The 19,895-nt window shown below is 45.3% G+C and carries 21 protein-coding genes and 2 riboswitches; of the genes, 19 read left to right on the forward strand and 2 right to left on the reverse strand.

Translation table 11 applies throughout. The annotated features are described in order from the left end of the window. Window positions 1-20: 20 nt before the first annotated feature. From fabZ to Ga0451573_RS15685, 19 genes are all read left to right on the forward strand, one after another. On the forward strand, window positions 21-443 hold the full coding sequence (fabZ, locus tag Ga0451573_RS15595; protein WP_231685075.1) for a 3-hydroxyacyl-ACP dehydratase FabZ: 423 nt from the start codon (window positions 21-23) through the stop codon (window positions 441-443). A 203-nt stretch (window positions 444-646) separates the two neighbouring features. After that, entirely contained in the window at window positions 647-1,729 is a 1,083-nt protein-coding gene (locus tag Ga0451573_RS15600; protein ID WP_231685076.1) for a glycosyltransferase family 4 protein, read from the forward strand. A gap of 453 nt (window positions 1,730-2,182) precedes the next feature. Next, entirely contained in the window at window positions 2,183-3,604 is a 1,422-nt protein-coding gene (locus tag Ga0451573_RS15605) for a phosphoglucomutase/phosphomannomutase family protein (protein ID WP_231685077.1), read from the forward strand. A gap of 113 nt (window positions 3,605-3,717) precedes the next feature. Next, the gene (locus Ga0451573_RS15610) at window positions 3,718-4,881 is read left to right on the forward strand and encodes a sensor histidine kinase (protein ID WP_231685078.1); all 1,164 of its coding nucleotides are present in this window, start codon (window positions 3,718-3,720) and stop codon (window positions 4,879-4,881) included. Between the two features lie 11 nt (window positions 4,882-4,892). Further along, window positions 4,893-5,585 carry a response regulator gene (locus tag Ga0451573_RS15615; RefSeq protein WP_231685079.1) on the forward strand — a complete coding sequence of 231 codons (693 nt, stop codon included), beginning with the start codon at window positions 4,893-4,895 and terminating at the stop codon, window positions 5,583-5,585. Between the two features lie 160 nt (window positions 5,586-5,745). After that, window positions 5,746-5,831, forward strand: a riboswitch (cyclic di-GMP riboswitch). A gap of 193 nt (window positions 5,832-6,024) precedes the next feature. Continuing rightward, the gene (locus Ga0451573_RS15620; RefSeq protein ID WP_231685080.1) at window positions 6,025-6,549 is read left to right on the forward strand and encodes a glycosyltransferase family protein; all 525 of its coding nucleotides are present in this window, start codon (window positions 6,025-6,027) and stop codon (window positions 6,547-6,549) included. An 18-nt stretch (window positions 6,550-6,567) separates the two neighbouring features. After that, window positions 6,568-6,652: riboswitch (cyclic di-GMP riboswitch) on the forward strand. Between the two features lie 113 nt (window positions 6,653-6,765). Then, a complete protein-coding gene (locus tag Ga0451573_RS15625) occupies window positions 6,766-6,948 on the forward strand; it encodes a Flp family type IVb pilin (RefSeq protein ID WP_231685082.1) in 183 nt (60 codons plus the stop codon). 205 nt (window positions 6,949-7,153) lie between these two features. Continuing rightward, window positions 7,154-7,684 carry an A24 family peptidase gene (locus Ga0451573_RS15630; RefSeq protein ID WP_231685083.1) on the forward strand — a complete coding sequence of 177 codons (531 nt, stop codon included), beginning with the start codon at window positions 7,154-7,156 and terminating at the stop codon, window positions 7,682-7,684. A 5-nt stretch (window positions 7,685-7,689) separates the two neighbouring features. Beyond that, window positions 7,690-8,106, forward strand: a complete 417-nt coding sequence (locus Ga0451573_RS15635; protein WP_231685084.1) for a TadE/TadG family type IV pilus assembly protein — start codon at window positions 7,690-7,692, stop codon at window positions 8,104-8,106. A gap of 4 nt (window positions 8,107-8,110) precedes the next feature. Then, window positions 8,111-9,028: a pilus assembly protein TadG-related protein gene (locus Ga0451573_RS15640; protein WP_231685085.1), complete on the forward strand. Its 918-nt coding sequence runs from the start codon at window positions 8,111-8,113 to the stop codon at window positions 9,026-9,028. 87 nt (window positions 9,029-9,115) lie between these two features. Continuing rightward, on the forward strand, window positions 9,116-10,069 hold the full coding sequence (locus Ga0451573_RS15645) for a pilus assembly protein TadG-related protein (protein WP_231685087.1): 954 nt from the start codon (window positions 9,116-9,118) through the stop codon (window positions 10,067-10,069). A gap of 33 nt (window positions 10,070-10,102) precedes the next feature. Continuing rightward, the gene (cpaB, locus tag Ga0451573_RS15650; protein WP_231685090.1) at window positions 10,103-10,849 is read left to right on the forward strand and encodes a Flp pilus assembly protein CpaB; all 747 of its coding nucleotides are present in this window, start codon (window positions 10,103-10,105) and stop codon (window positions 10,847-10,849) included. A gap of 14 nt (window positions 10,850-10,863) precedes the next feature. After that, window positions 10,864-12,078: a CpaE/TadZ family protein gene (locus tag Ga0451573_RS15655; RefSeq protein WP_231685091.1), complete on the forward strand. Its 1,215-nt coding sequence runs from the start codon at window positions 10,864-10,866 to the stop codon at window positions 12,076-12,078. 36 nt (window positions 12,079-12,114) lie between these two features. Beyond that, complete coding sequence (locus Ga0451573_RS15660) at window positions 12,115-13,491, forward strand: TadA family conjugal transfer-associated ATPase (RefSeq protein ID WP_231685092.1); 1,377 nt, start codon at window positions 12,115-12,117, stop codon at window positions 13,489-13,491. Window positions 13,492-13,519: 28 nt separating this feature from the next. Beyond that, a complete protein-coding gene (locus Ga0451573_RS15665) occupies window positions 13,520-14,491 on the forward strand; it encodes a type II secretion system F family protein (RefSeq protein ID WP_231685093.1) in 972 nt (323 codons plus the stop codon). A 16-nt stretch (window positions 14,492-14,507) separates the two neighbouring features. Then, window positions 14,508-15,425, forward strand: coding sequence for a type II secretion system F family protein (locus Ga0451573_RS15670; RefSeq protein WP_231685094.1), 918 nt, complete (start codon window positions 14,508-14,510; stop codon window positions 15,423-15,425). Next, a complete protein-coding gene (locus tag Ga0451573_RS15675) occupies window positions 15,426-15,791 on the forward strand; it encodes a DUF192 domain-containing protein (protein ID WP_231685095.1) in 366 nt (121 codons plus the stop codon). It abuts the gene before it with no gap. Between the two features lie 97 nt (window positions 15,792-15,888). Beyond that, window positions 15,889-17,613, forward strand: a complete 1,725-nt coding sequence (locus tag Ga0451573_RS15680; RefSeq protein WP_231685096.1) for a sensor domain-containing diguanylate cyclase — start codon at window positions 15,889-15,891, stop codon at window positions 17,611-17,613. A 183-nt stretch (window positions 17,614-17,796) separates the two neighbouring features. Further along, window positions 17,797-18,921 (forward strand): GGDEF domain-containing protein, encoded by a 1,125-nt coding sequence (locus Ga0451573_RS15685; protein WP_231685098.1) that lies wholly within the window; start codon window positions 17,797-17,799, stop codon window positions 18,919-18,921. Between the two features lie 250 nt (window positions 18,922-19,171). Here the strand turns inward: Ga0451573_RS15685 and Ga0451573_RS15690 are convergent, their stop codons facing one another. Next, window positions 19,172-19,504 (reverse strand): HepT-like ribonuclease domain-containing protein, encoded by a 333-nt coding sequence (locus Ga0451573_RS15690; protein ID WP_231685099.1) that lies wholly within the window; start codon window positions 19,502-19,504, stop codon window positions 19,172-19,174. Next, window positions 19,494-19,781 (reverse strand): nucleotidyltransferase family protein, encoded by a 288-nt coding sequence (locus Ga0451573_RS15695; RefSeq protein WP_231685100.1) that lies wholly within the window; start codon window positions 19,779-19,781, stop codon window positions 19,494-19,496. Before Ga0451573_RS15695 ends, Ga0451573_RS15690 begins: the two co-directional genes overlap by 11 nt. Window positions 19,782-19,895: the final 114 nt, after the last annotated feature.

Genomic DNA, 19,895 nt, shown 5'->3' on the forward strand with positions numbered 1-19,895 from the left:
ATTGTCTGGAGGTTGCGTCTGTGCTTGATATCAAAGAAATTCAGGAAATTTTGCCCCACCGTTATCCGTTTTTGCTTGTGGACAGAATACTGGAAACGAACGACAATAAAATTGTGGGGCTTAAAAATGTCAGCGCCAACGAATCTTTTTTTCAGGGGCACTTTCCCGGTTATCCGGTCATGCCCGGAGTGCTAATTATTGAGGCCATGGCCCAGGTGGGAGCGGTATGGATACTGAGCAAACCGGAGTATAAAGGGAAGGTGGCGTTCTTTGCGGGTATTGATAATGCCAGGTTCCGCCGCCAGGTCATTCCGGGGGACAGGCTTATTATTGAGGTAGAGGTTATTAAGCTGCGGGGGAAAATCGGAAAAGCAAAAGCAAGGGCTGTGGTTGAAGATGAGTTGGCAGCAGAGGCGGAGTTTATGTTCGCCATAGGCCAGTAATTTAGTATGCCGGAAGACAAAATTTTGTTTTTTTTGGTGACATCTGCAATGACTTATGATAAAATTTTTAATTAGGGGACAAGGATTTATGATTTTTTACAGAATTCCCGCATAAAAATAGACGGGACATCACCTTGTCTGTTTGCTTTGTGGTTTTGGACAAATAGAGAGATAAACAAACTGTACCGGAGAGGAGACTCATAATGGCGGGGCTGTATCAAGGCTTTATAATTGCGTTTCTGATTTCCCTGGCGGTTACCCCTGTTATCCGGAAACTGGCATTTCGGCTTGGCGCAGTAGACCGGCCTGATGCCAGGAAGGTTCACTCGAGGTTGATGCCGCGTATGGGAGGGCTGGCAGTATATCTTGCTTTTACTGTTACGGTACTTATCATGGGAGATCTAACCGATTCCATGAAGGGGCTGCTTATCGGCGGAACTCTGATAATGCTGCTGGGATTGGTTGATGATATCAAGGATATTTCGCCAAGGGTTAAGCTTTTGGGACAGATTATTGCAGCAGCTGTGCTGGTGGCTTTCGGGATTCAGGTTGACTTCATCACAAATCCATGGGGCGGCACTTTTAGCCTGACACATTTCGGGATTAATTTCGGCATTCCGTTAACCATATTGTGGATTGTGGGGATAACCAATGCCGTCAATCTGATAGATGGCCTCGATGGCCTGGCCGGCGGCCTGGCTTCAATTGCAGCCCTGACCCTGGCGGTTGTGGGATGGGTCAATGGCCAGATGTGGATAGTACTTCCTGCGGTTATTTTAAGCGCCGCTGTGATAGGTTTCCTCAAGTATAATTTTTACCCGGCAAAAATATTCCTTGGGGATTCAGGGAGCCTTTTCTTAGGTTTTATGCTGGCAGGCATGTCTGTAATTGGCCTGACCAAACAGGCTGCCATGTTTTCAGTATTTGTCCCTGTTTTAATTTTTGGGATTCCCATATTTGACACACTGTTCGCTATTCTCAGGAGATATATCAACAACCAGCCGATATTTTCAGCAGATAAGGAACATTTACACCACAGGCTGCTGGCAATCGGGCTTTCCCACAGGCAGACAGTACTGGCAATTTACCTGGTCAGCTGCTTGCTGGGTGGCAGTGCGGTAATGATGACCTTCATGACCAGTGAACAGGCTTTTGCGGCATTTATCGGAATTACCCTGCTGGTGCTGATCGGCGCCAACCGGGTGGGTGTCCTCAGAACAAGGGCGGGACGCCGGGCACAGCGTCAATATATTGAAACTGAGAATAAATCAAATTACGGAGCATAATGTTAAGAGCATAAAATGTTACACAGTATGATAGAAAGCGGGCTGATGCCTGCTTTTTTTGTACTACAGGAAATTACCGTTTTGCAGGGTTGTGGATAATTTCCTTAATAATGGGGGTTATAGGGGGTATGCCCCCTATTCTCCGGGGGTAACAGGAGCGAAGCGACGTCATAGGGGGCTGGCCCCCTTTGAACAAGAAAATTGACATCGAAGATAAATTTGACGAAGTCAATTTTCTTGTTGAATGGCGGAATGGATGGACTTTCAGGCATAATCAGCTTCACAGATACGAATAATGATTGTTGAGTATAGCAATTATCAAATAAGCAATATAAAATGGGTAAATATAAACAGGAAGAAACTTTTGGTTCCCCAAAAGGAAATATTTGTACATATACAGAAATAGAATATAAAGGTCTGTTTTTTGGAATTCCGAAATAAGGGGGACAGGTAATGTCAAAAATCAAATTTGGAACAGATGGTTGGAGAGAGATTATCGCCAGGGAATTTACCTTTGAGAATGTCAAGTTTGTATCCCAGGCCATTGCGGATTATGTGTCCGGCCATGGGATGTCCGGGCGCGGTGTGGTTATCGGTTATGATAACAGGTTCCTTTCAGAACACTTTGCCAGGGCAGTTGCCGAGGTGTTATGTGGAAATGGGGTCAAAGTCTGGATGACCGGGAGGGCTACACCTACTCCGGTGACTGCTTTTGCGGTGAAACACCTTCAGGCTGCCGGGGCGGTTATGCTTACTGCCAGCCATAACCCGCCGGAATATAATGGGATTAAATTTATTCCGGAGTATGCGGGGCCTGCGCTGCCATATATCACAGACGAGATTGAACGACATCTCGAAATGGTTACCGGGAAAGGGAGATTTACCGAAATACCTTATGATAAAGCGGTTCAGCAGGGACTGGCTGTCGATATAGATCCATTTGATGACTACATTGCACACCTGAAGACGGTAGTTGACCTGGAAGCTATTCGCCGGGCAGGTCTTAAGGTCATTGTTGACCCTATGTATGGGGCGGGGATCGGATACCTGTCCCGGGTTCTCGAAGAGGCCGGCTGTCGGGTGGAGGTTATTCACGGCTACCGGGACCCGCTTTTTGGGGGCTCTATGCCAGAGCCCTCTGCCAGCGTTCTGACTGAACTCCGGGACCGGGTGGTTTCTTCCGGGGCTGATTTGGGGCTGGCAATGGACGGGGATGCCGACCGTTTTGGCATTATTGACAGTGATGGAACATACATAATTGCTAACAAGGTTCTCTACCTCCTATATTACCACTTGATTAATTTCCGCGGGCTTAAGGGACCGGTTGCCCGATCTGTGGCCACTACCCATATGTTAGATAAAATAGCCGCTCACTACGGGCTTGAAGTTGACGAGACTCCGGTTGGTTTTAAATATATCGGTGAATCTATGATGAAGAGAGGCAGTATTTTAGGTGGCGAAGAAAGCGGCGGCATGAGTATGACCGGACACATTCCGGAAAAAGACGGGATTCTGGCTGCTGCCCTGATTGCTGAGCTGGTAGCGGTGGAAAAGCTGCCGGTGCGGGAGATATTGCAGAAGCTGGAAAAGGAGTTTGGAATCCTCATTAGCCAGAGACTGGATATCAGGACAACTGCGGAAAATAAGGAAAAAGTACTCACAACCTTACAGGGACTAGCTCCCAGGGAAATTGCCGGGAAAGCAGTAACCCGGACTGTGGCCGTTGATGGGAAGAAGTTTATCCTGGAGGACGGCAGCTGGGTTCTGATAAGAGCTTCAGGAACAGAGCCTCTGTTCAGAATTTATGTGGAAACAGAGAATGAGGCAAAGGTGAAGCTAATACAGACTGCTACCAGAGAAATGCTGGGGTTGTAAGCAGAGAGGGGCTGTAACGGCTCCTCTTTTTTAGTTAAGTTTACCATGGGAAGGGCTTCCTGTTTGCAGGATTTTAGAAAAATATATCGAATTTTGCTATAAGGAGGTATATTATGACTAATGTTGGCGGCAGTGGGAGTCCTTTTGAGCTGACGGCTCTTGACACAGTAATAAAAGAGACCATGAGGACTTTGGGTGCGGGCAGGGAACAGTTATTTGCCGTGGCCGAAAATGCCCGCAGCGAATGTTCGCGGATTAAGAACAGCATGGCAGAAACAAATAGCCAGTTGGCGGCTCTTAATTCGGAACTGGCAGCAGCTCAAAAAGAGGAAAGAATCGTCCAGGAACGGGTAGCCCTGGTTACCGGAGCTTTTGAAAGGCATTCCGAGGCAGAGATTAAAGCTGCCTATGAGGAGGTCAGGGAACTGCAGGTCAGGCTGACCCTGTTAAAAGAGCGGAGGGACCAACTGCTGCACAAAAAGGAGGACTTTGAAACCAGCAGGCAAAATCTCCAGCAAACGGCAGAAAAGGCTGAAAATATGGTTTCACAGGTTGGCGTTGTCATGGATTTCATCGGGGGGAACCTGAGAGATATAAATATTAAGCTGGAAAGCCTGCAGCAGCGTCAGCAGATGGGTCTGCAGATAGTAAAGGCCCAGGAAGAGGAACGCAAGCGGGTTGCCAGGGAAATTCATGACGGTCCGGCTCAGTCTATGGCGAATGTTGTCCTCCGGATGGAATTTTGTGAAAAACTGATGGAAGTTGAGCCGGCCAAAGTGAGCCAGGAGTTGCAGGAGCTGAAGGGTATTGTGCGCAGTAACCTTCAGGATATGCGGAAAATCATTTTTGACCTGCGCCCGATGGCTCTTGATGATTTGGGTGTGATTCCGGCTCTGAAAAGATATATTGAAGATTTTCGCGAAAAAAACGATATAGATATAGAGATGAATTTTTTTGGGAAAGAGGCCAGGCTGGAACCTGTTTTGGAAATTGCCCTGTTCCGCCTGATTCAGGAGGCCCTAAACAATGTTGTAAAACATGCCCACGCCTCAAAAGTGAAGGTTGTTGTGGAATTGGATAATGAACTGGTGAGAGCATTTGTTGAGGATAACGGGATAGGTTTTGACCTGAATGATTACCACGCCAATCAGACCGGAAACAATTTTGGACTGGTTAGTATGAGAGAGCGAACCGACCTTCTTGGTGGGGAGATGAAGCTTGAGACTAAACTGGGTAAGGGAACAAAGGTCTATTTTGTAGTTCCGGTAGCCAGGTAGGAGGAGGTTATATGGACCGGGTCAGGGTTCTGATTGCTGATGACCATCCGCTAATCCGCCAGGGGCTTGTCAAGGTTATAAGGCTTGACCCGTCACTTGATGTTGTCGGTGAAGCGGCTGATGGAGAAGAGGTCATCGAAAAAGCTGCACAATTAAGCCCTCACATTATCATCATGGATATTAACATGCCTAGGATGGATGGTCTTGAAGCTACAAAGCAAATTAAACAAAGGTTCCCCGATATCAAGGTGGTTGCGCTTACTGTTGAAGACAGCGAGCAAAAGGTAGTTGAGGTTATCCGGGCGGGGGTCAGTGGCTATATACTCAAGGATGTTGATCCAGATGCCCTGGCCTCAACCATTAAGGCAGTGTATAAAGGGGAGATGGTGGTCCACCCGGGGATTACGGCAATGCTCTGCAGGGAACTGGGCCAGGAAAGCAGTGAAGCAGAGCGGAACTATGGGCCATGCGGCCTTGCTTCACGGTGTCCGGGGGGCAGCCTGGATGTCAGCCTTACTGCGAGAGAGGTGCAGATATTGAAATACATTGCCAGCGGCGTACATAACAAGGATATTGCCAGCCACCTTTTTATCAGTGAGAAAACGGTGAAAAATCATATTACGAGCATCTTCAGGAAACTGAACGTAGAAGACAGGACCCAGGCGGTAATATCTGCAGTTAAATTGAAGCTAGTCAGTCTTTAGGCGGCAAATGCAATAACAGGGTGAAATAAATTTATAGTGAAAAAAATTTATAGTGAAGGAAAATTATTTTCTAAGAAAAAATTAGAAAAAAGTGTGGACAAGTTTGGTAAAATATAGTATTATAAAATAAATTAGTTGTGTGAATTTAATATAGCATCTCTGTCGATAATAGCAAAACCGCCGAAAGACGGTGACGCAAAGCTATGGGTCTAAGGTGTCTGACACTATGACTGCCAAGCTGCCGAAAAAGAGCCGGGGTAACTATACCTTTCTCTTGACTGCAGTTTGGAGAAAGGTTTTTGTTCTTTCCACTGCCTTTAATAGTTCGGTTCCCAAAATAATAAAGGGGGACGCCCCTGTTTATCACTTATCTGATTAGCGGCTGAGACCTTTCTTTCATAAGATGGTGTGAGGAATAATCTTATGAGAGGTGAAAACAATGCACCTTGGCTGGTTAATTGGGGCAACCGTACTGTTAATTGTTATATATTGTTTCACAATTTATACACGGACGGTGGTGATGTGCAAGAAGTCAGGGAACAGTAAAGGTTTTCAAAAGACAAGTTTGGTATTGATGGTGAGGAATCAGGAAGGCATTATCGAAGGCCTGGTACGTGAAATTTTTGCATACGGCTATCTTATTCCAATTGAGGTTGTGGTTTTTGATTTTGGGTCTGCCGATAAGACCGGCCTGATTCTGGAACGGCTGGCAAGGGACTACCCGGGTCTAAGGTTTTTTGCCTGCTGTGGGGAAGAAAAAGGTGTCCCCAAAAAGGTAATGGATTTGTGTCACAGTGATATTGTTTATTGTTTTAATTTGACGAGTTCGGTAAACTACAGTTTGATTATCAGAACGGTTGAGTCGATACTGGGGGGTACTAAAATGAGTTTATATAGGACCACGGTCCTATATAAAAATAAGACCCAGGGTCGATGTACAGTTAGTAGAAATGTGTTAAAATAAAACTGAAAATGATACCTTCAGTGAAAAAGGCAAAGCCGTTGAAAGACGGCGGCGCAAAGCCATGGGTCTAAGGTGGTAACACTATGATCGCCAGGCTGCCAAAGGGGGGAGTGTATAAAAAGCAACCCTTCTCTACAGGCAGTGTGGAGAAGGGTTTTATGTTTTGGTTAAAACAAGGACGGAATAAATCAAAAAAAATTGAGGGAGGTAATAATTATGTTATCAATGGTTAAAAGATTGTGGAGTGAAGAAAGAGGCCAAGGCATGACCGAGTACGGACTGATTTTGGCGCTAATTGTAATTGGTGTTATCGCTGTTTTAATTACCATGGGCGACACTCTGATAGAAAAATTTACAGCAATCAGTGATGGCCTGAACGGAACTGCACCGACTCCTTAAGATAATTTGTACCGGGGCGGTGGACAATCCACTGCCCCATCCTCTATTCAACGGTGACGTAAAGGTATGGGCCCAAAGTGAAATATTACTATGGTACCGCTGCCGGGATGGAGTGGTCATAAAGAAGATATGGTTACGTGTATTAAAAATGACAGGCCCTACTTTTTCAGCAAGTAGGGCCTGTTTTCGAAAAGGGTTGATGCCATTGACAGTTCAGGTTACCAACCTGATAGATATTGCTGTAGCAGCTATTGTAATAATATCTGTTTACACGGACCTAAAGGAACGAAAAATTTACAATGTAGTAATATTGTCCGGGGTGCTTGCCGGGCTGTTGCTTAATTTACTGAATGACGGTAGCAGTGGTGTCCTATTCAGCCTGAAGGGCCTGGGAGCAGGTATGGCTTTGCTTTTTATTCCCTTTGTGCTCGGCGGGTTTGGGGCAGGGGATGTAAAGCTGCTTGGTGCCATAGGGGCAATGAAAGGAACAGTATTTGTATGCAAGGCGTTTTTGGCTACCGGGATTGCAGGGGGGGTTCTGGCTGTCTGTGTATTGATTAAGCAGAAAAGGTTGTTTGCAACACTAAAACGTATCGGAACAAGTTTTTTAGTCTTAGTTACCAGTGTTTTTAAAGTGAATACCCTGAAAAACCTGGATAAAGCCGAATTCCACGAATCCCTGCCATACGGCTTAGCAATTGGAATTGGTACGTTGGCAGCGTACCTGGTGGGGTGATGAAAATGTTATGGTTCCATGATTTTCGTAGAAATCAGCGGGGCCAGGCCGTTGTAGAAATGGCTTTGGTACTGCCAATTCTTCTTATGTTGATTTTTGGTATTGTAGAGTTTGGTCGTATATTGAATACCTACATGATAGTAACAAATCTATCACGTGAAGGAGCCAGAGAAGGCGCTGTAGGGGGAACCGATACGGAAATTGTTAATGCTGTGGAAAGCGGTACTAATGCTGATCAGTTTGATACTGCTTCCATGGGCATAGCAATTGATCCCCCGGCCACCTTGAGTGGAAGACCACGGGGTAGTGCCGTTAAGGTTACTGTGTCATATCCAGTGGATATAATTGCTCCAATAATTGGACCGATTATAGGAGACCCTTTTGTTGTTACCTCCCAGACAACTATGCGAGTGGAGGGGTGACGGTATGGATATGTTCAGAAGGATGATAACCGGGGAAAATGGAAATGTTGTCGTTATTTCTGCGATAATATTCACAGTGCTGCTGGGGTTTGTAGCGCTGGCGGTTGATGGAGGGCTCCTTTATCTGGAATTCACCAGGGTGGCCCGTGGAGCTGATGCCGCTGCTTTGGCGGGTGCCCAGGAACTGCCTGATACTGTAAAGGCTGCGGCCCGGGTGTCAGAGTATCTTCAAAAAAACAGTATTAATGCTAATGAGCCTGACAATCTTGTTATTGCTTTTTCGCCCAACAACAGGGAAATTACGGTAAAGATACAAAAACCTGTACAACTTCATTTTGCAAAAGTGTTAGGTTTAGATAGGGCCAATGTAGATGGAGCAGCCGCTGCCCAAATTTCTCCTGTGTCAAAAATAAGTGGGCTGATTCCCCTTGGGATCGATGAAAGCTTGCTTCCTCTGGAACATGGACACCAATATATTATTAAGGTCGGTAATCCAAGCACAGGATGGACAGGAATTATGGAATATCCGGGTCAATCAGGAAAAGATGACTATAAGGAGGCAGCTCTAAATGGTTATGATGGTTTGGTGGCTATTAATGATATTGTAGGGAAAGCTCCCGGAAATGCCACCGGGCCTACTATTGAAGGTATTCAGACGCGAATTGACCAAATCATTGAATCTTGGAGTGATTACAATCCGGACAGCCCACGGATAGTATTAATTCCTGTTTATCGTAACCTTGGCGTCCTTCCCAATGAAGGTGTCCAGATTGTTGGTTTTGCCAGTGTTTTCCTGGAGAAGGTTGTCGGGCACGGGCTGGAAAACGATGTTTATGTGAGATATGTCAATTATACGGTATCTGGGGAAACGGATGATTCTATTACCGGATCGTATTTAAACAGCGTCAAACTTATTGGTTGATTGTGGGTTCCATGTATCATTGTTTCGGCAAACCTCTTTTGCTGGGGCCCTCATCAGATTTGGTGAGATGAAAAGAGGTGTTCAAAAATGCAAAACTTAATAAGCAGATTTTTTAACAATGAAGAGGGACAGGTAGTTGTCATCATAGCTGTTGCCTTTACCGTACTGCTAGGTTTTGTCGGGCTGGCTGTAGATACCGGGGTAATGTACCTGGAACACAACCGCCTTGTCAGGGCGGCAGATGCTGCCGCCCTGGCAGGGGCCCAGGAACTGCCGGCTAATCCCATAATGGCAGAGGAGATAGCTGAAGAATATGCAGGCAAGAATGGCATCGATCCTGAACAGTTAAGTGTTGATATCAGTGACGACAAAAAAACTATCGCAGTTTCTGTTGGTAAAACCGTTAGCCTTGTCTTTGCGAAGGTTTTTGGTTATGAGTCCCGTCAGGTAAGTACTGAGGTCAGCGCCAAGGTGGCTCCTGTGAAGAGTCTTCGCGGAGCGGTCCCTTTTTCTGTAAAAGAGCAGATATTTAATTACGGTGATCCTTATGTATTAAAAGAAGGGGCCAGTGGGCCGGATTCTGACGGGGCCAGGTGGTGCGGCTGGTTTGGCGCACTTGACTTTACAGGCGGTGGTGGCGGTGCCAGGGAATATGAAGATATGATTGCACAGGGTTTTCCCGGAGAAATTTCAATAGGGGATATTATTAATATTGAACCGGGAAACATGGCCGGGCCTACCGCTGACGGTGTTGAGGAGCGTATTGAGAGCTGTACCCATGTCCCTTCATGTACGTGGAATAATCACGCATCAGATTGCCCCAAGGTAATTTATGTGCCCATTGTGGAAGAGTATTCCGGGAGCGGTGGCAACAGAAGGGTTGAGGTGGTGGGGTTTGCCGCCTTTTTCCTGGAAGGAGTGGAAAATCACCAGGGCAACAATGGTGATGTTGTGGGCCGGTTTATTTTTGAGACAGTATCTGCAGAGACAGATGATTCCGTCGACGGATATGGGTTGCAAAGTGTTAGGCTGCTGGAATAAAAATTTTTATTATGCTGGAAAGAAGGGAAAGGAATGTCCAATAAGAAAGTCTTGCTGCTGGCACTCTTGTGCGGTCTTTTGACTGCAGTTGCACTGAATTTCTACTTGAAGTCAGTTCAGGAAGCAGCTACCAATATAAAAACCAGGGCTGTGGCAGTTGCCAGCGCCAGGATTCTGGAAAGGACCCTGATTACTGCTAATATGGTTACCGTGAAAGACATTCCGGTAGAATATGTCAATAGCTATGCGGTCAATGATGTATCTCAGGTTGTAGGTTCGACAGCGCGGGCTGAAATTGAGGCCGGAGAACAGATACTACAGACCAAAATTGTCAGAAGGGATAGCAATCGGCAGTCTTTGGCTTATTCTATTCCCCTTGGAATGCGGGCGATATCAATTGATATCAATGAACAGACAGGTGTCGGGGGATTACTCAAACCCGGAGACTATGTTGATGTACTTGGTACGGTGGAAGTGGAGATTTTTAGCGTTGACCCTAATGTAAATACTGTGCGGGAAACAAAGACCCATGTTATACTTCAGAATGTTGGGGTTTTGGCTGTAGGGACCGATATTGGAGACCCGGGAAATGTCGAGGGGGAGGAAAAAGACAGTAAATCGGATTCTGCCGGAACAGTGACTTTGGCTGTACCTGCTGAAAAAACACAGATGGTAGCTCATATAGCATCTAAAGGAGATTTATATCTGACACTGCGTGCGCCTGCGGATAATAGCGTAGAAGACAGGCCGTCAATCGATTCACTGGAACTTCTCAAATAACGGAGGCGAGTCTGATGGCAATAAAAATCTTAATAGTTGATGATGTTACAGAAACCAGGGAAAACATAAAACGGCTGCTTTATTTTGAAAAGGACATGATGATTGTCGGAGAGGCTGCAGATGGAGAAGAAGCCATTAGGCAAACAGGTAAGCTTAATCCCGATATACTGTTAATGGATATTAATATGCCGGCAATGGACGGAATAACTGCTACAGAGGAAATCTCCCTTAAGTACCCCAAGGCGGCAATTATCATTATGTCGGTTCAGGGGGAGCAGGAATACCTGAAAAAGGCCATGGTGGCCGGAGCGCGTGAATACATGGTAAAACCCTTTAGCACCGATGAACTGGTTAACACTATCAGGAAAGTATATGAACTGGAACAAAAACGCCGAATCCAACTAAGTGAGCCTTCCATTGTCAGGGAAATGCAGCGGGACCCACAGATAATTACCGTTTTCTCTACCAAGGGCGGTGTAGGCAGGACAACCGTAGCCACCAATTTAGCCATAAGCCTGGCTGAGCAAACCCGGAAAAAAGTGGCTATAATTGATTTGGACCTGCAGTTTGGGGATGTGGCCATAATGCTGAATGTGGTCCCTAAAAGGACTATTACCGAGTTAATTCAGGATATCGGGCAAATGGATGCAGAGCTCATGGAAAGTTATCTGGTGACACATCCGACGGGTATAAGGGTTCTGCCGTGTCCTACCAGGCCCGAATATTCGGAACTGATATCCGGAAGCCATGTGGAAAAAATTCTTGGTACTCTCAAACAAATTTATGATTATATTGTAGTTGATACCCCGTCGTTTTTTCACGAGACAACCCTTACCGCTCTTGACCTAAGCCACCAGATTATGGTTCTGATTTCATTGGATCTGCCAACTATCAAGAATGTCAAACTAGGGCTCGAAGTATTGGACTCACTGCACCTGAAAGGTAAGGTCAAGTTAATTTTGAACCGGTCCTCCAGCGATATCGGAATAAAGTGTGAAGATATGGAAGAAAGTATTGGCCTTCAGGTTGCTGCACATGTTCCCAGTGACGGGCGGACAGTTATTGGTTCTGTTAACAAGGGTAACCCATTTGTAATATCCAACCCCCATGCCAGGATTTCTGAAAGCATTGGGGAATTGGCACATATGGTTATGCAGGGTGAGCCCCAATTGCAGAAGGTGCCTGATGTGGAGAAAAGGAGAGGCCTGTTTGGGAAACTGTTTGGATAGTGTTGTTTTACATAATTTAGTAAGGGGTGTCAGGGTATGTCACTGTTAAAACGGCTGGAAAAAGAAAAAACTGCCCTCGGAGAGGGGATAGAAAAAGCCGACAAGTCTGCAAAGGCAGCAGTCGTCAAACAGGACCCTTATAGAGAACTTAAAATTCAGATACATAAAAGGGTAATTGAGGAATTAGACAATGAAGCGATGCAGGCAGATAGTCAGGATGAAGAAGACGCTAAAAAGTTGAAGGAGACTATTGATATCATTGTCAACGACATGCTTGATCAGGAGGCTGCATATATTCCCAGGGCTGACAGGACTAAAATTATTTCAGAAATAATTGATGAGGTTATCGGACTAGGTCCGATAACCCCGCTTCTTGATGACTCCACTGTATCAGAGGTAATGGTTAACAGTCCAAATCAGGTTTACATTGAGCGGAATGGTAAGCTTGTTTTGACAGAAGTGACCTTCAGGGATAATGAACACGTTATGCACATTATTGAAAAGATTGTTGCCCCTATTGGCAGGCGGGTTGATGAAAGTTCCCCTATGGTTGATGCACGGCTTCCTGACGGTTCTCGTGTTAATGCAATTATTCCGCCCCTCGCCTTAAAAGGGCCAAGTATAACTATAAGGAAGTTTTCTAAAGACCCGCTGAAAATCGAAGATTTGATCAGGTTCGGCTCCCTTACTCCTGAGATGGCAAAATTCCTGGAGGTATGTGTTAAGGGCAGGCTTAATATAGTGGTATCAGGAGGTACCGGGTCAGGAAAAACAACTACACTTAACGTGTTGTCTTCCTTTATTCCCAATGATGAGCGAATTGTTACCTGTGAGGATGCAGCTGAAATCCAGCTTAGGCAGGAGCATGTCATCACCTTAGAAACCCGTCCGCCAAATATAGAAGGTAAGGGTGCCGTGACCATCAGGGATCTGGTTAAAAACTGCCTGAGGATGAGGCCTGATAGAATAGTTGTCGGAGAGGTCCGGAGTGGTGAGGCCCTCGATATGCTCCAGGCTATGAATACCGGTCATGACGGTTCACTGACAACAGGACATGCCAATTCACCGCGGGATATGCTGGCAAGGCTGGAAACGATGGTTTTAATGGCTGGGATGGACCTTCCTGTAAGAGCCATCAGGGAGCAGATGGCCTCAGCGGTCGATATGATAGTTCAGCAAAGCAGGCTGAAAGACGGATCCAGGAAGATTACTCACATTACTGAAGTTTTGGGGCTTGAAAGTGATACCATTGTGTTGCAGGATATTTTTATTTATGAGCAGAAGGGCATTGACGAAAACGGTAAACTGATAGGGCGATTCAAGCCAACGGGTATCAGGCCTAAATTCCTTAATAAGCTGGAGACCGCGGGTATAAGGCTGCCTGATGATATTTTTTTGATGCCTCCGCTATAAATATAAGGTAATTTCGGGAGGGAACATTATGTATCTTTCTCTAATATTAGTGTTGGTCTTCCTGTTTGTATCGCTTCTGGTTTATGGCGTTTATCTCACTGCTACCACCGGTAAGCGTGAGTTAAGCAGCCGGATGAAAACTTACACTGCTAAAACAGGTGAACTGGCTCAGGACACAGGTTTAAGAGAGCGGGTAAGTAATTTTGACTGGAAGATGACATTTAAGGAAGCCAGCAAGGTATTTGCTGCCAAGCAATTTACTAAAAAAGTGGAAATTGAACTTATTAAGGCAGATATCCCGCTCAGGGGGGAGGAATTTGTCCTCATCATTGTGCTGGTTATGGCCGGTATGGGACTTTTATTTAGCCTCATTTCCCAGAACATTATTTTCGGCTGGCTGGGAGCAGTAGTAGGGTTTATTCTGCCAAGGTATGTTATTAAACGGGCAAAAACAAAAAGGGCCCAAAAATTCAATTCTCAGATAGGGGATTCTCTTGTGGTTATGGCAAACTCCATGAGGGCAGGCTTTAGTTTTATGCAAGCCATGGAAATGGTTTCCAAGGAAATGCCGTCACCGATAAGTGATGAATATAGCCGGGCACTCAGAGAAATGAACCTTGGAACTCCGACAGAGGAGGCTTTGCTAAACATAACCGAAAGAATAGAAAGTGAGGATATGGACCTGGTTATCACTGCGGTCCTAATTCAGAGGCAGGTCGGCGGAAATCTGTCAGAGGTGCTTCAGGGTATTTCACACACCATAAGAGAACGCATAAGAATTAAAGGTGAAATCAAAACCCTCACAGCCCAGGGAAGGATATCCGGTATGGTTGTGGGATTTCTTCCTATTGCCATAGGAATTATTCTTTCTGTAATAAATCCGTCATACATCGGTACTTTGTTCACCAATCCTATTGGTTGGGGGCTGCTTGTGGCAGGTGCCATCTCACAAACCATAGGAATCGCTCTTATCAAAAAGTCTGTTGATATTAAGATATAAATAGGGGGTGCCTTAAATGAAGTACCTGATTTTATGCTTTAGTTTCCTCGCGGTATTCCTCTCCATTTATGGGGTATATTTGTTAATTTACCAGGAGCGTTTTACGATAACCCGTAGGATGCAGGAAATTGCCAGCAATATGCGCCGCAAGCCTCAACTCAATGATGAACTTAGTAAGCCGTTTATTGAGAGGATTTTCCGCCCTCTTTTGCTGAAAGTGTCCTCATACATAGGTAAACTGACACCTACCAAGAAAAAGGTGAGCCTGCAAAAAAAGCTGGTAATGGCCGGAAACCCCGGAAACCTTTCACCAAGTGAATTTGCGGTTATCCAGTATGGGTTCACAATTGTGTTACCTATAGCTGTTTTATTAGTATCCCTGCCTTTGAGCTGGAGCCCGGGAACGGTTCTGCTGTTCATGACTTTGGCCTGCATGTCAGGTATAATTCTTCCCGATTACTATCTGAAGATGTGTGCTGGCAGAAGAAGGGAAGAGGTGCAGGACAACCTTCCTGATGTACTGGATTTGCTTACCGTAAGTGTGGAAGCGGGGCTGGGGTTTGATGCTGCACTGGTAAAAGTTGTCGAAAAAACTAAGGGGGTAGTTTCACGGGAGTTTAATAGGGTGTTACAGGAGATAAAAATGGGCAAACCAAGGCGTGACGCGCTGCGAGATTTAGGCAACAGGTCTGGGGTTGATGACATGGTAGCATTTGTCGGATCAATTATCCAGGCGGACCAGTTAGGGGTTAGTATTGGTAATGTGCTCCGGCTACAGTCGGAACAGATGCGCCAAAAAAGAAGGCAGAGGGCAGAGGAAAAAGCAATGAAGGCACCTATTAAAATGCTGATACCTTTGATTCTCTTTATTTTTCCCACAATTTTTATTGTGGTTCTCGGTCCTGCTGCAATTCAGATAATGGATATCTTTTAAATGACAGATCAACTCGTAAATCTTACCAAAAACACTACTCTCGCCAATCGGGTGGAAATTGCCGGGACGTGGCTAACCCGGCTGAAAGGTCTTCTGGGTAGGGACCGACTTCCGGAAGGACACTGCCTGGTAATTACCCCCTGCAGGTCTGTACACACCCATTTTATGAAGTTCAATCTTGACATTCTGTTTATTGATGCCTCCGGAAGGATAGTTTACCTGGCGGAAAACCTGCCTCCTTTCAGAATTACTCCCAATGTCAGGCAGGCCCGCTTTGTTGTAGAATTACCCGCAGGTATAGTTAGTTCTACGGGAACCTCAACAGATGACTGCCTGAATATTTTGCCTGCAATGCTGAAAAAGTGAACCTCTCCTGTCTATACCTACAAATGCTTGTCTTTATTTGGCAAATTTGCAGGGATTAGTATGCTGCATGTCGAATATGGCAACAGGGGGTGTGACCATGAGTGGGGCCAGAAAGAGTTTTTTTCACGGACTTTATGTATGGCTGATTATCTTTTTGGGATATGGTATGCTTACTGCCATGCTGAAGGCAAAGCCCCTGGATGTTGACCTCTGGAGAGAGTATGCAGTATTGGTGGTTCTCGGGGTCCTGGCTGAATGGTTCGTAGTCTCTGTACCCCAGGGAAGTCTCTCTCTGGGGTTTGCTGTTGTCTTTGTCTCCTTTATCAGGTTTGATGCAACCACAACAGTGCTGGTAAGTGTCCTCAGCGCTTTTATTGCTAACAGCATCATCAGCAAAGACAGTTTTTTCCGGTCGACACTTTTCAATGGCGCACAGTATACAATTTCTGCCGTAGCTGCGTCGACAGTGTATTTATATACAGGCGGGCAGGTTGTTGATAAGATATCGGCGCCTAACTTTATTCCACTGGCGCTTTTTGTCCTGATCTATTTCTTTGTAAATCATTTTCTGGTTACGCTGTTTCTGTGGCCATCCTTTCGGATGCAGAGGTGGAATATCTGGAGATCAGCTATGAAATGGGACTCCCTTACGTACCTGTTTGCGGCTCCGATAGGGGTTTTGATGGCCATGATTTATGAGAAAACGGGAACTCTGGGTGCGGTGCTGCTATTTATTCCCCTACTGACTTTAAAATATCTGCTCAGACTTTATATTAACCTGGAGACAGCTAACAAGGAGCTCTCTGCTCTTTACGAGGTAGCCAAAAACCTCGGCTCCAACCTGGAACTGTCCAAAACACTGGGCTTGGTTCTTTCTGAAACCAAGAGGGTGGTTAATTACCATACGGGTATAATTTACCTCTGGGAGGAGGAAGACCGACTGCTGGTCCCGGCAGCTATCAGGAGCCCCTTTGCAGAAAAGCTTAAGAGTATTGTCTATCCTTTGGAAGAAGGGCTGATAGGGCAGGTTGCCAAAACGGGTCAGCCGGAAATTGTTTTTGACTCTAAAAGGGACCGCAGGCTGAGGAGTATTCCCGGGATAAATCAGTTCCTCAGGTCACTCCTGATTATTCCGCTGTCTATGGATAATAAACTGATAGGTGTAATTGCCATTGGTAAAAAGGAACCATATGCCTTTGGGCAGAAGCAGGTTCAGATATTGAGCAGTTTGGGTGGTCAAGCTGCAGTTGCTATGGCTAATGCGATGCTTTATAAAAAGATTGAAAAACTGGCTATTACGGACGGCCTTACCAGGGTATACAATCACAGGTACTTTTATAAGAAGATGGAGGAAGAAAGGGAGAGATACCGCCGCTATGGTACTGTTTTTTCCTTCATTATGCTTGACCTGGATTATTTCAAGAGATTCAATGATAAATATGGCCACCGTGCCGGAGATCATGCTCTGTATACTGTGGCCCAGGTGATTAAAAAAAGTACACGGATGCTTGATGTGGTCAGCCGTTACGGGGGGGAAGAGTTTGCTGTTATCCTGCCGGAAACTGATGCTGCCAGCGCCAGGGTGGTTGCCGAAAGAATCCTCCATGCAGTCCAGGATACCTACTTTTCTGTTTCGGAGGACCATCCTCCGGTACATGTTACAGTAAGTATAGGTGTAGCCACCTGCCCACAGGATGCTGAAAGTACTAATGACCTGATTGAATTGGCTGATAAGGCACTTTATTATTCAAAAGAAACCGGCAAAAACAAGATCTCGGTCTGGTCTGAAGTACCTGTCAACGCACTGGTGGATAACGGCTAAACAGGCATTCACCGGTGTTAGGGCAAAATATGACAAAAAGCAGCTTGGATGAAGGAAATTTGCGTTTTTTAGCGAAATACTACCATGTACCGACAAACTTCCGAAGGGCTTTAGGGAACATAACCGGAGCAAAGAACAAGGGTTTTTGGGAACGAATGCTGATATGTGCAGGGGGAAGGGTTAATGACCGGAGACAGCAGTACCAACAGAAATTTATGGATTACCACAGGTGTAGCCAGTGTGCCTTTTGCCATCCTGGCCTTTAATGACTTAAGCCTGTTAAAAACTCCTTATATTTATTACTTGTTTGCCGTGGCAGTTATTTTTAACGGGTTTTTGGTCCCATTTATATTGTTTAAGGAAGAACCCAACTGGCTGAAAAAGACTATTGCACTTGGCATTAACATGATAATAGCTGTATTGTGGATTGAGTTTACAGGAGGAATACAGAGCATCTTTTACCCTAGCTTTTTCCTGCTGCCAATTTTCGCGGCAACAATATACTGTGGCATGCTCGATGCGCTCCTGACCGCATTTTTCGGAAGCGCTCTGACACTGTTTTTCAGGTATAATCAGTTGGGGTCAATCAAAGAGTCTTTTGGTGATGCCGCTGTATTGGTCAATATTATATTCTTTTTCCTCATAGCGGCAATTGTCGGTTACATTGTCAGGGTATTAAGGGAACAGCAGGCCAGTACTATGAGAATAACTTCTGAACTGGAGACTGCTTATCACCAATTGTCATCTTCCCATGAGCAGCTTCAGAGCTATACAGAAATCATCGAAAAGATGAACAAAGAGATGGAACAACTGGCTATTACTGATGAACTCACAATGCTGTACAACTACAGGTATTTTCAGATAGCGCTGGACAAGGAACTCAAAAAGAACAAAGCAGGCAGTGTCAGCCTGCTGATGCTGGATGTGGACCATTTCAAACAGTTTAATGAGTCTAATGGGCATTTGACCGGGAATAAGCTGTTATCAGAGGTAGCCCGGATAGTGCGGGAGAATGTCCGGGACACAGATGCGGTTTTCCGGTATGGCGGCGAGGAGTTTGCCGTAATTTTCCCCGGGATTGAGCCGCTGCAGGTTATGGAAACTGCCGAAAAGATTAGAAGAATTATCGAAAATACCACAATCAAAACGGCGGCCGGCAAACAGGTAACTTTTACTGTCAGTGAGGGAATATCGCATTATCCTGGTGATTCCAGAAATAAGAGTGAACTGATCAGCCATGCTGACCTAGCCCTGGCAGAAGCAAAACAGGGCGGGCGGAATCAGGTCAGGATATTTGCCATTGGATAAGAAGGCAGGGGTGTCTCAGATGAGGCGCCCTTATTTGTTTTATAGTAGTGGAAGAGGCAGGTGTATTCCCCGGGCGGCTACAACTCAACCGGCTTCCGCTCTCGCCTATCGGCGACTTGCGGGCCGGTTGACGTCAGACTCGCCCTTGGGAAAACACCTGCCTCTCCCTTACAATAAAACAGATGAGCGATGCCCTGGATGAATAAAAAATGCCCATTAACCGGGCTAAAAGTTGAAAGCGTTCCTGAGTTTATTTAATAAGGCTTGCCAATTGTGCTTTAAGAACAGGAATGTCGTGCTTTACCGTCTGCCACACATCACCCATTTTAAGAGTTTGATATTTGTGGGCTGTAATATCCCTCATCCCAGCAATGCTTTTCCATGGGACTGAAGTAGTTGCTGCCTTGAAATTATATGTAAGATTCTTGACAAGCTCCCCTATATTGATCAGGGTCATACATACTGCGCGTTTCGTTCTTTCATCAGCAATAAAATCGAGGGCATCAAGGCCGGCAATCAATTGTTCAATTACTTCTATTTCTAATAATATTTTTATTATTATCTGTTTATCTCTATTGTTCATAGATTCTGACCACCTTGGTTGGGTTAATCAAAGCATTTTCGTCAAGTGGAGCATGAATAACATCTACGTCTTTACCCAACTTTTCCTCAATTGCAAATTTCAATTCAAGAAGAGTGAATAAAGAAATGCTTGGTGTCAAAAATTCAACCAAGATATCAATATCACTGTTTTCGGTAGCTGTATCTTCTGCATAGGAACCAAACAACGAAACTGTTTTTACCGGATATGAACCGGCTACTTCAGTTATCGCAGTTTTTATTTGATTAAGGTTTAACATTTATAATGCCCTCCATAATTTTAAACCCTTTAACTAATTATAGCACAAAACCCTTGGTGCTTAAACATGTAGAATTACCATTTCGCCTGTAGTCATTTCATACAGCGCATCATT

This window comes from Phosphitispora fastidiosa (assembly GCF_019008365.1).
In the GTDB taxonomy this organism is placed as follows: domain Bacteria; phylum Bacillota; class Thermincolia; order Thermincolales; family UBA2595; genus Phosphitispora; species Phosphitispora fastidiosa.

Coding starts and splice junctions, on each gene's coding strand:
- Ga0451573_RS15610 (WP_231685078.1), top strand. CDS start 3,718: ATGACTAATGTTGGCGGCAGTGGGAGTCCTTTTGAGCTGACGGCTCTT.
- Ga0451573_RS15655 (WP_231685091.1), top strand. CDS start 10,864: ATGGCAATAAAAATCTTAATAGTTGATGATGTTACAGAAACCAGGGAA.
- Ga0451573_RS15680 (WP_231685096.1), top strand. CDS start 15,889: ATGAGTGGGGCCAGAAAGAGTTTTTTTCACGGACTTTATGTATGGCTG.
- Ga0451573_RS15690 (WP_231685099.1), bottom strand. CDS start 19,504: ATGAACAATAGAGATAAACAGATAATAATAAAAATATTATTAGAAATA.
- Ga0451573_RS15600 (WP_231685076.1), top strand. CDS start 647: ATGGCGGGGCTGTATCAAGGCTTTATAATTGCGTTTCTGATTTCCCTG.
- Ga0451573_RS15625 (WP_231685082.1), top strand. CDS start 6,766: ATGTTATCAATGGTTAAAAGATTGTGGAGTGAAGAAAGAGGCCAAGGC.
- Ga0451573_RS15670 (WP_231685094.1), top strand. CDS start 14,508: ATGAAGTACCTGATTTTATGCTTTAGTTTCCTCGCGGTATTCCTCTCC.
- Ga0451573_RS15605 (WP_231685077.1), top strand. CDS start 2,183: ATGTCAAAAATCAAATTTGGAACAGATGGTTGGAGAGAGATTATCGCC.
- Ga0451573_RS15685 (WP_231685098.1), top strand. CDS start 17,797: ATGACCGGAGACAGCAGTACCAACAGAAATTTATGGATTACCACAGGT.
- Ga0451573_RS15660 (WP_231685092.1), top strand. CDS start 12,115: ATGTCACTGTTAAAACGGCTGGAAAAAGAAAAAACTGCCCTCGGAGAG.
- cpaB (WP_231685090.1), top strand. CDS start 10,103: ATGTCCAATAAGAAAGTCTTGCTGCTGGCACTCTTGTGCGGTCTTTTG.
- Ga0451573_RS15620 (WP_231685080.1), top strand. CDS start 6,025: ATGCACCTTGGCTGGTTAATTGGGGCAACCGTACTGTTAATTGTTATA.
- Ga0451573_RS15645 (WP_231685087.1), top strand. CDS start 9,116: ATGCAAAACTTAATAAGCAGATTTTTTAACAATGAAGAGGGACAGGTA.
- Ga0451573_RS15695 (WP_231685100.1), bottom strand. CDS start 19,781: ATGTTAAACCTTAATCAAATAAAAACTGCGATAACTGAAGTAGCCGGT.
- Ga0451573_RS15635 (WP_231685084.1), top strand. CDS start 7,690: ATGTTATGGTTCCATGATTTTCGTAGAAATCAGCGGGGCCAGGCCGTT.
- Ga0451573_RS15675 (WP_231685095.1), top strand. CDS start 15,426: ATGACAGATCAACTCGTAAATCTTACCAAAAACACTACTCTCGCCAAT.
- Ga0451573_RS15640 (WP_231685085.1), top strand. CDS start 8,111: ATGGATATGTTCAGAAGGATGATAACCGGGGAAAATGGAAATGTTGTC.
- Ga0451573_RS15615 (WP_231685079.1), top strand. CDS start 4,893: ATGGACCGGGTCAGGGTTCTGATTGCTGATGACCATCCGCTAATCCGC.
- Ga0451573_RS15665 (WP_231685093.1), top strand. CDS start 13,520: ATGTATCTTTCTCTAATATTAGTGTTGGTCTTCCTGTTTGTATCGCTT.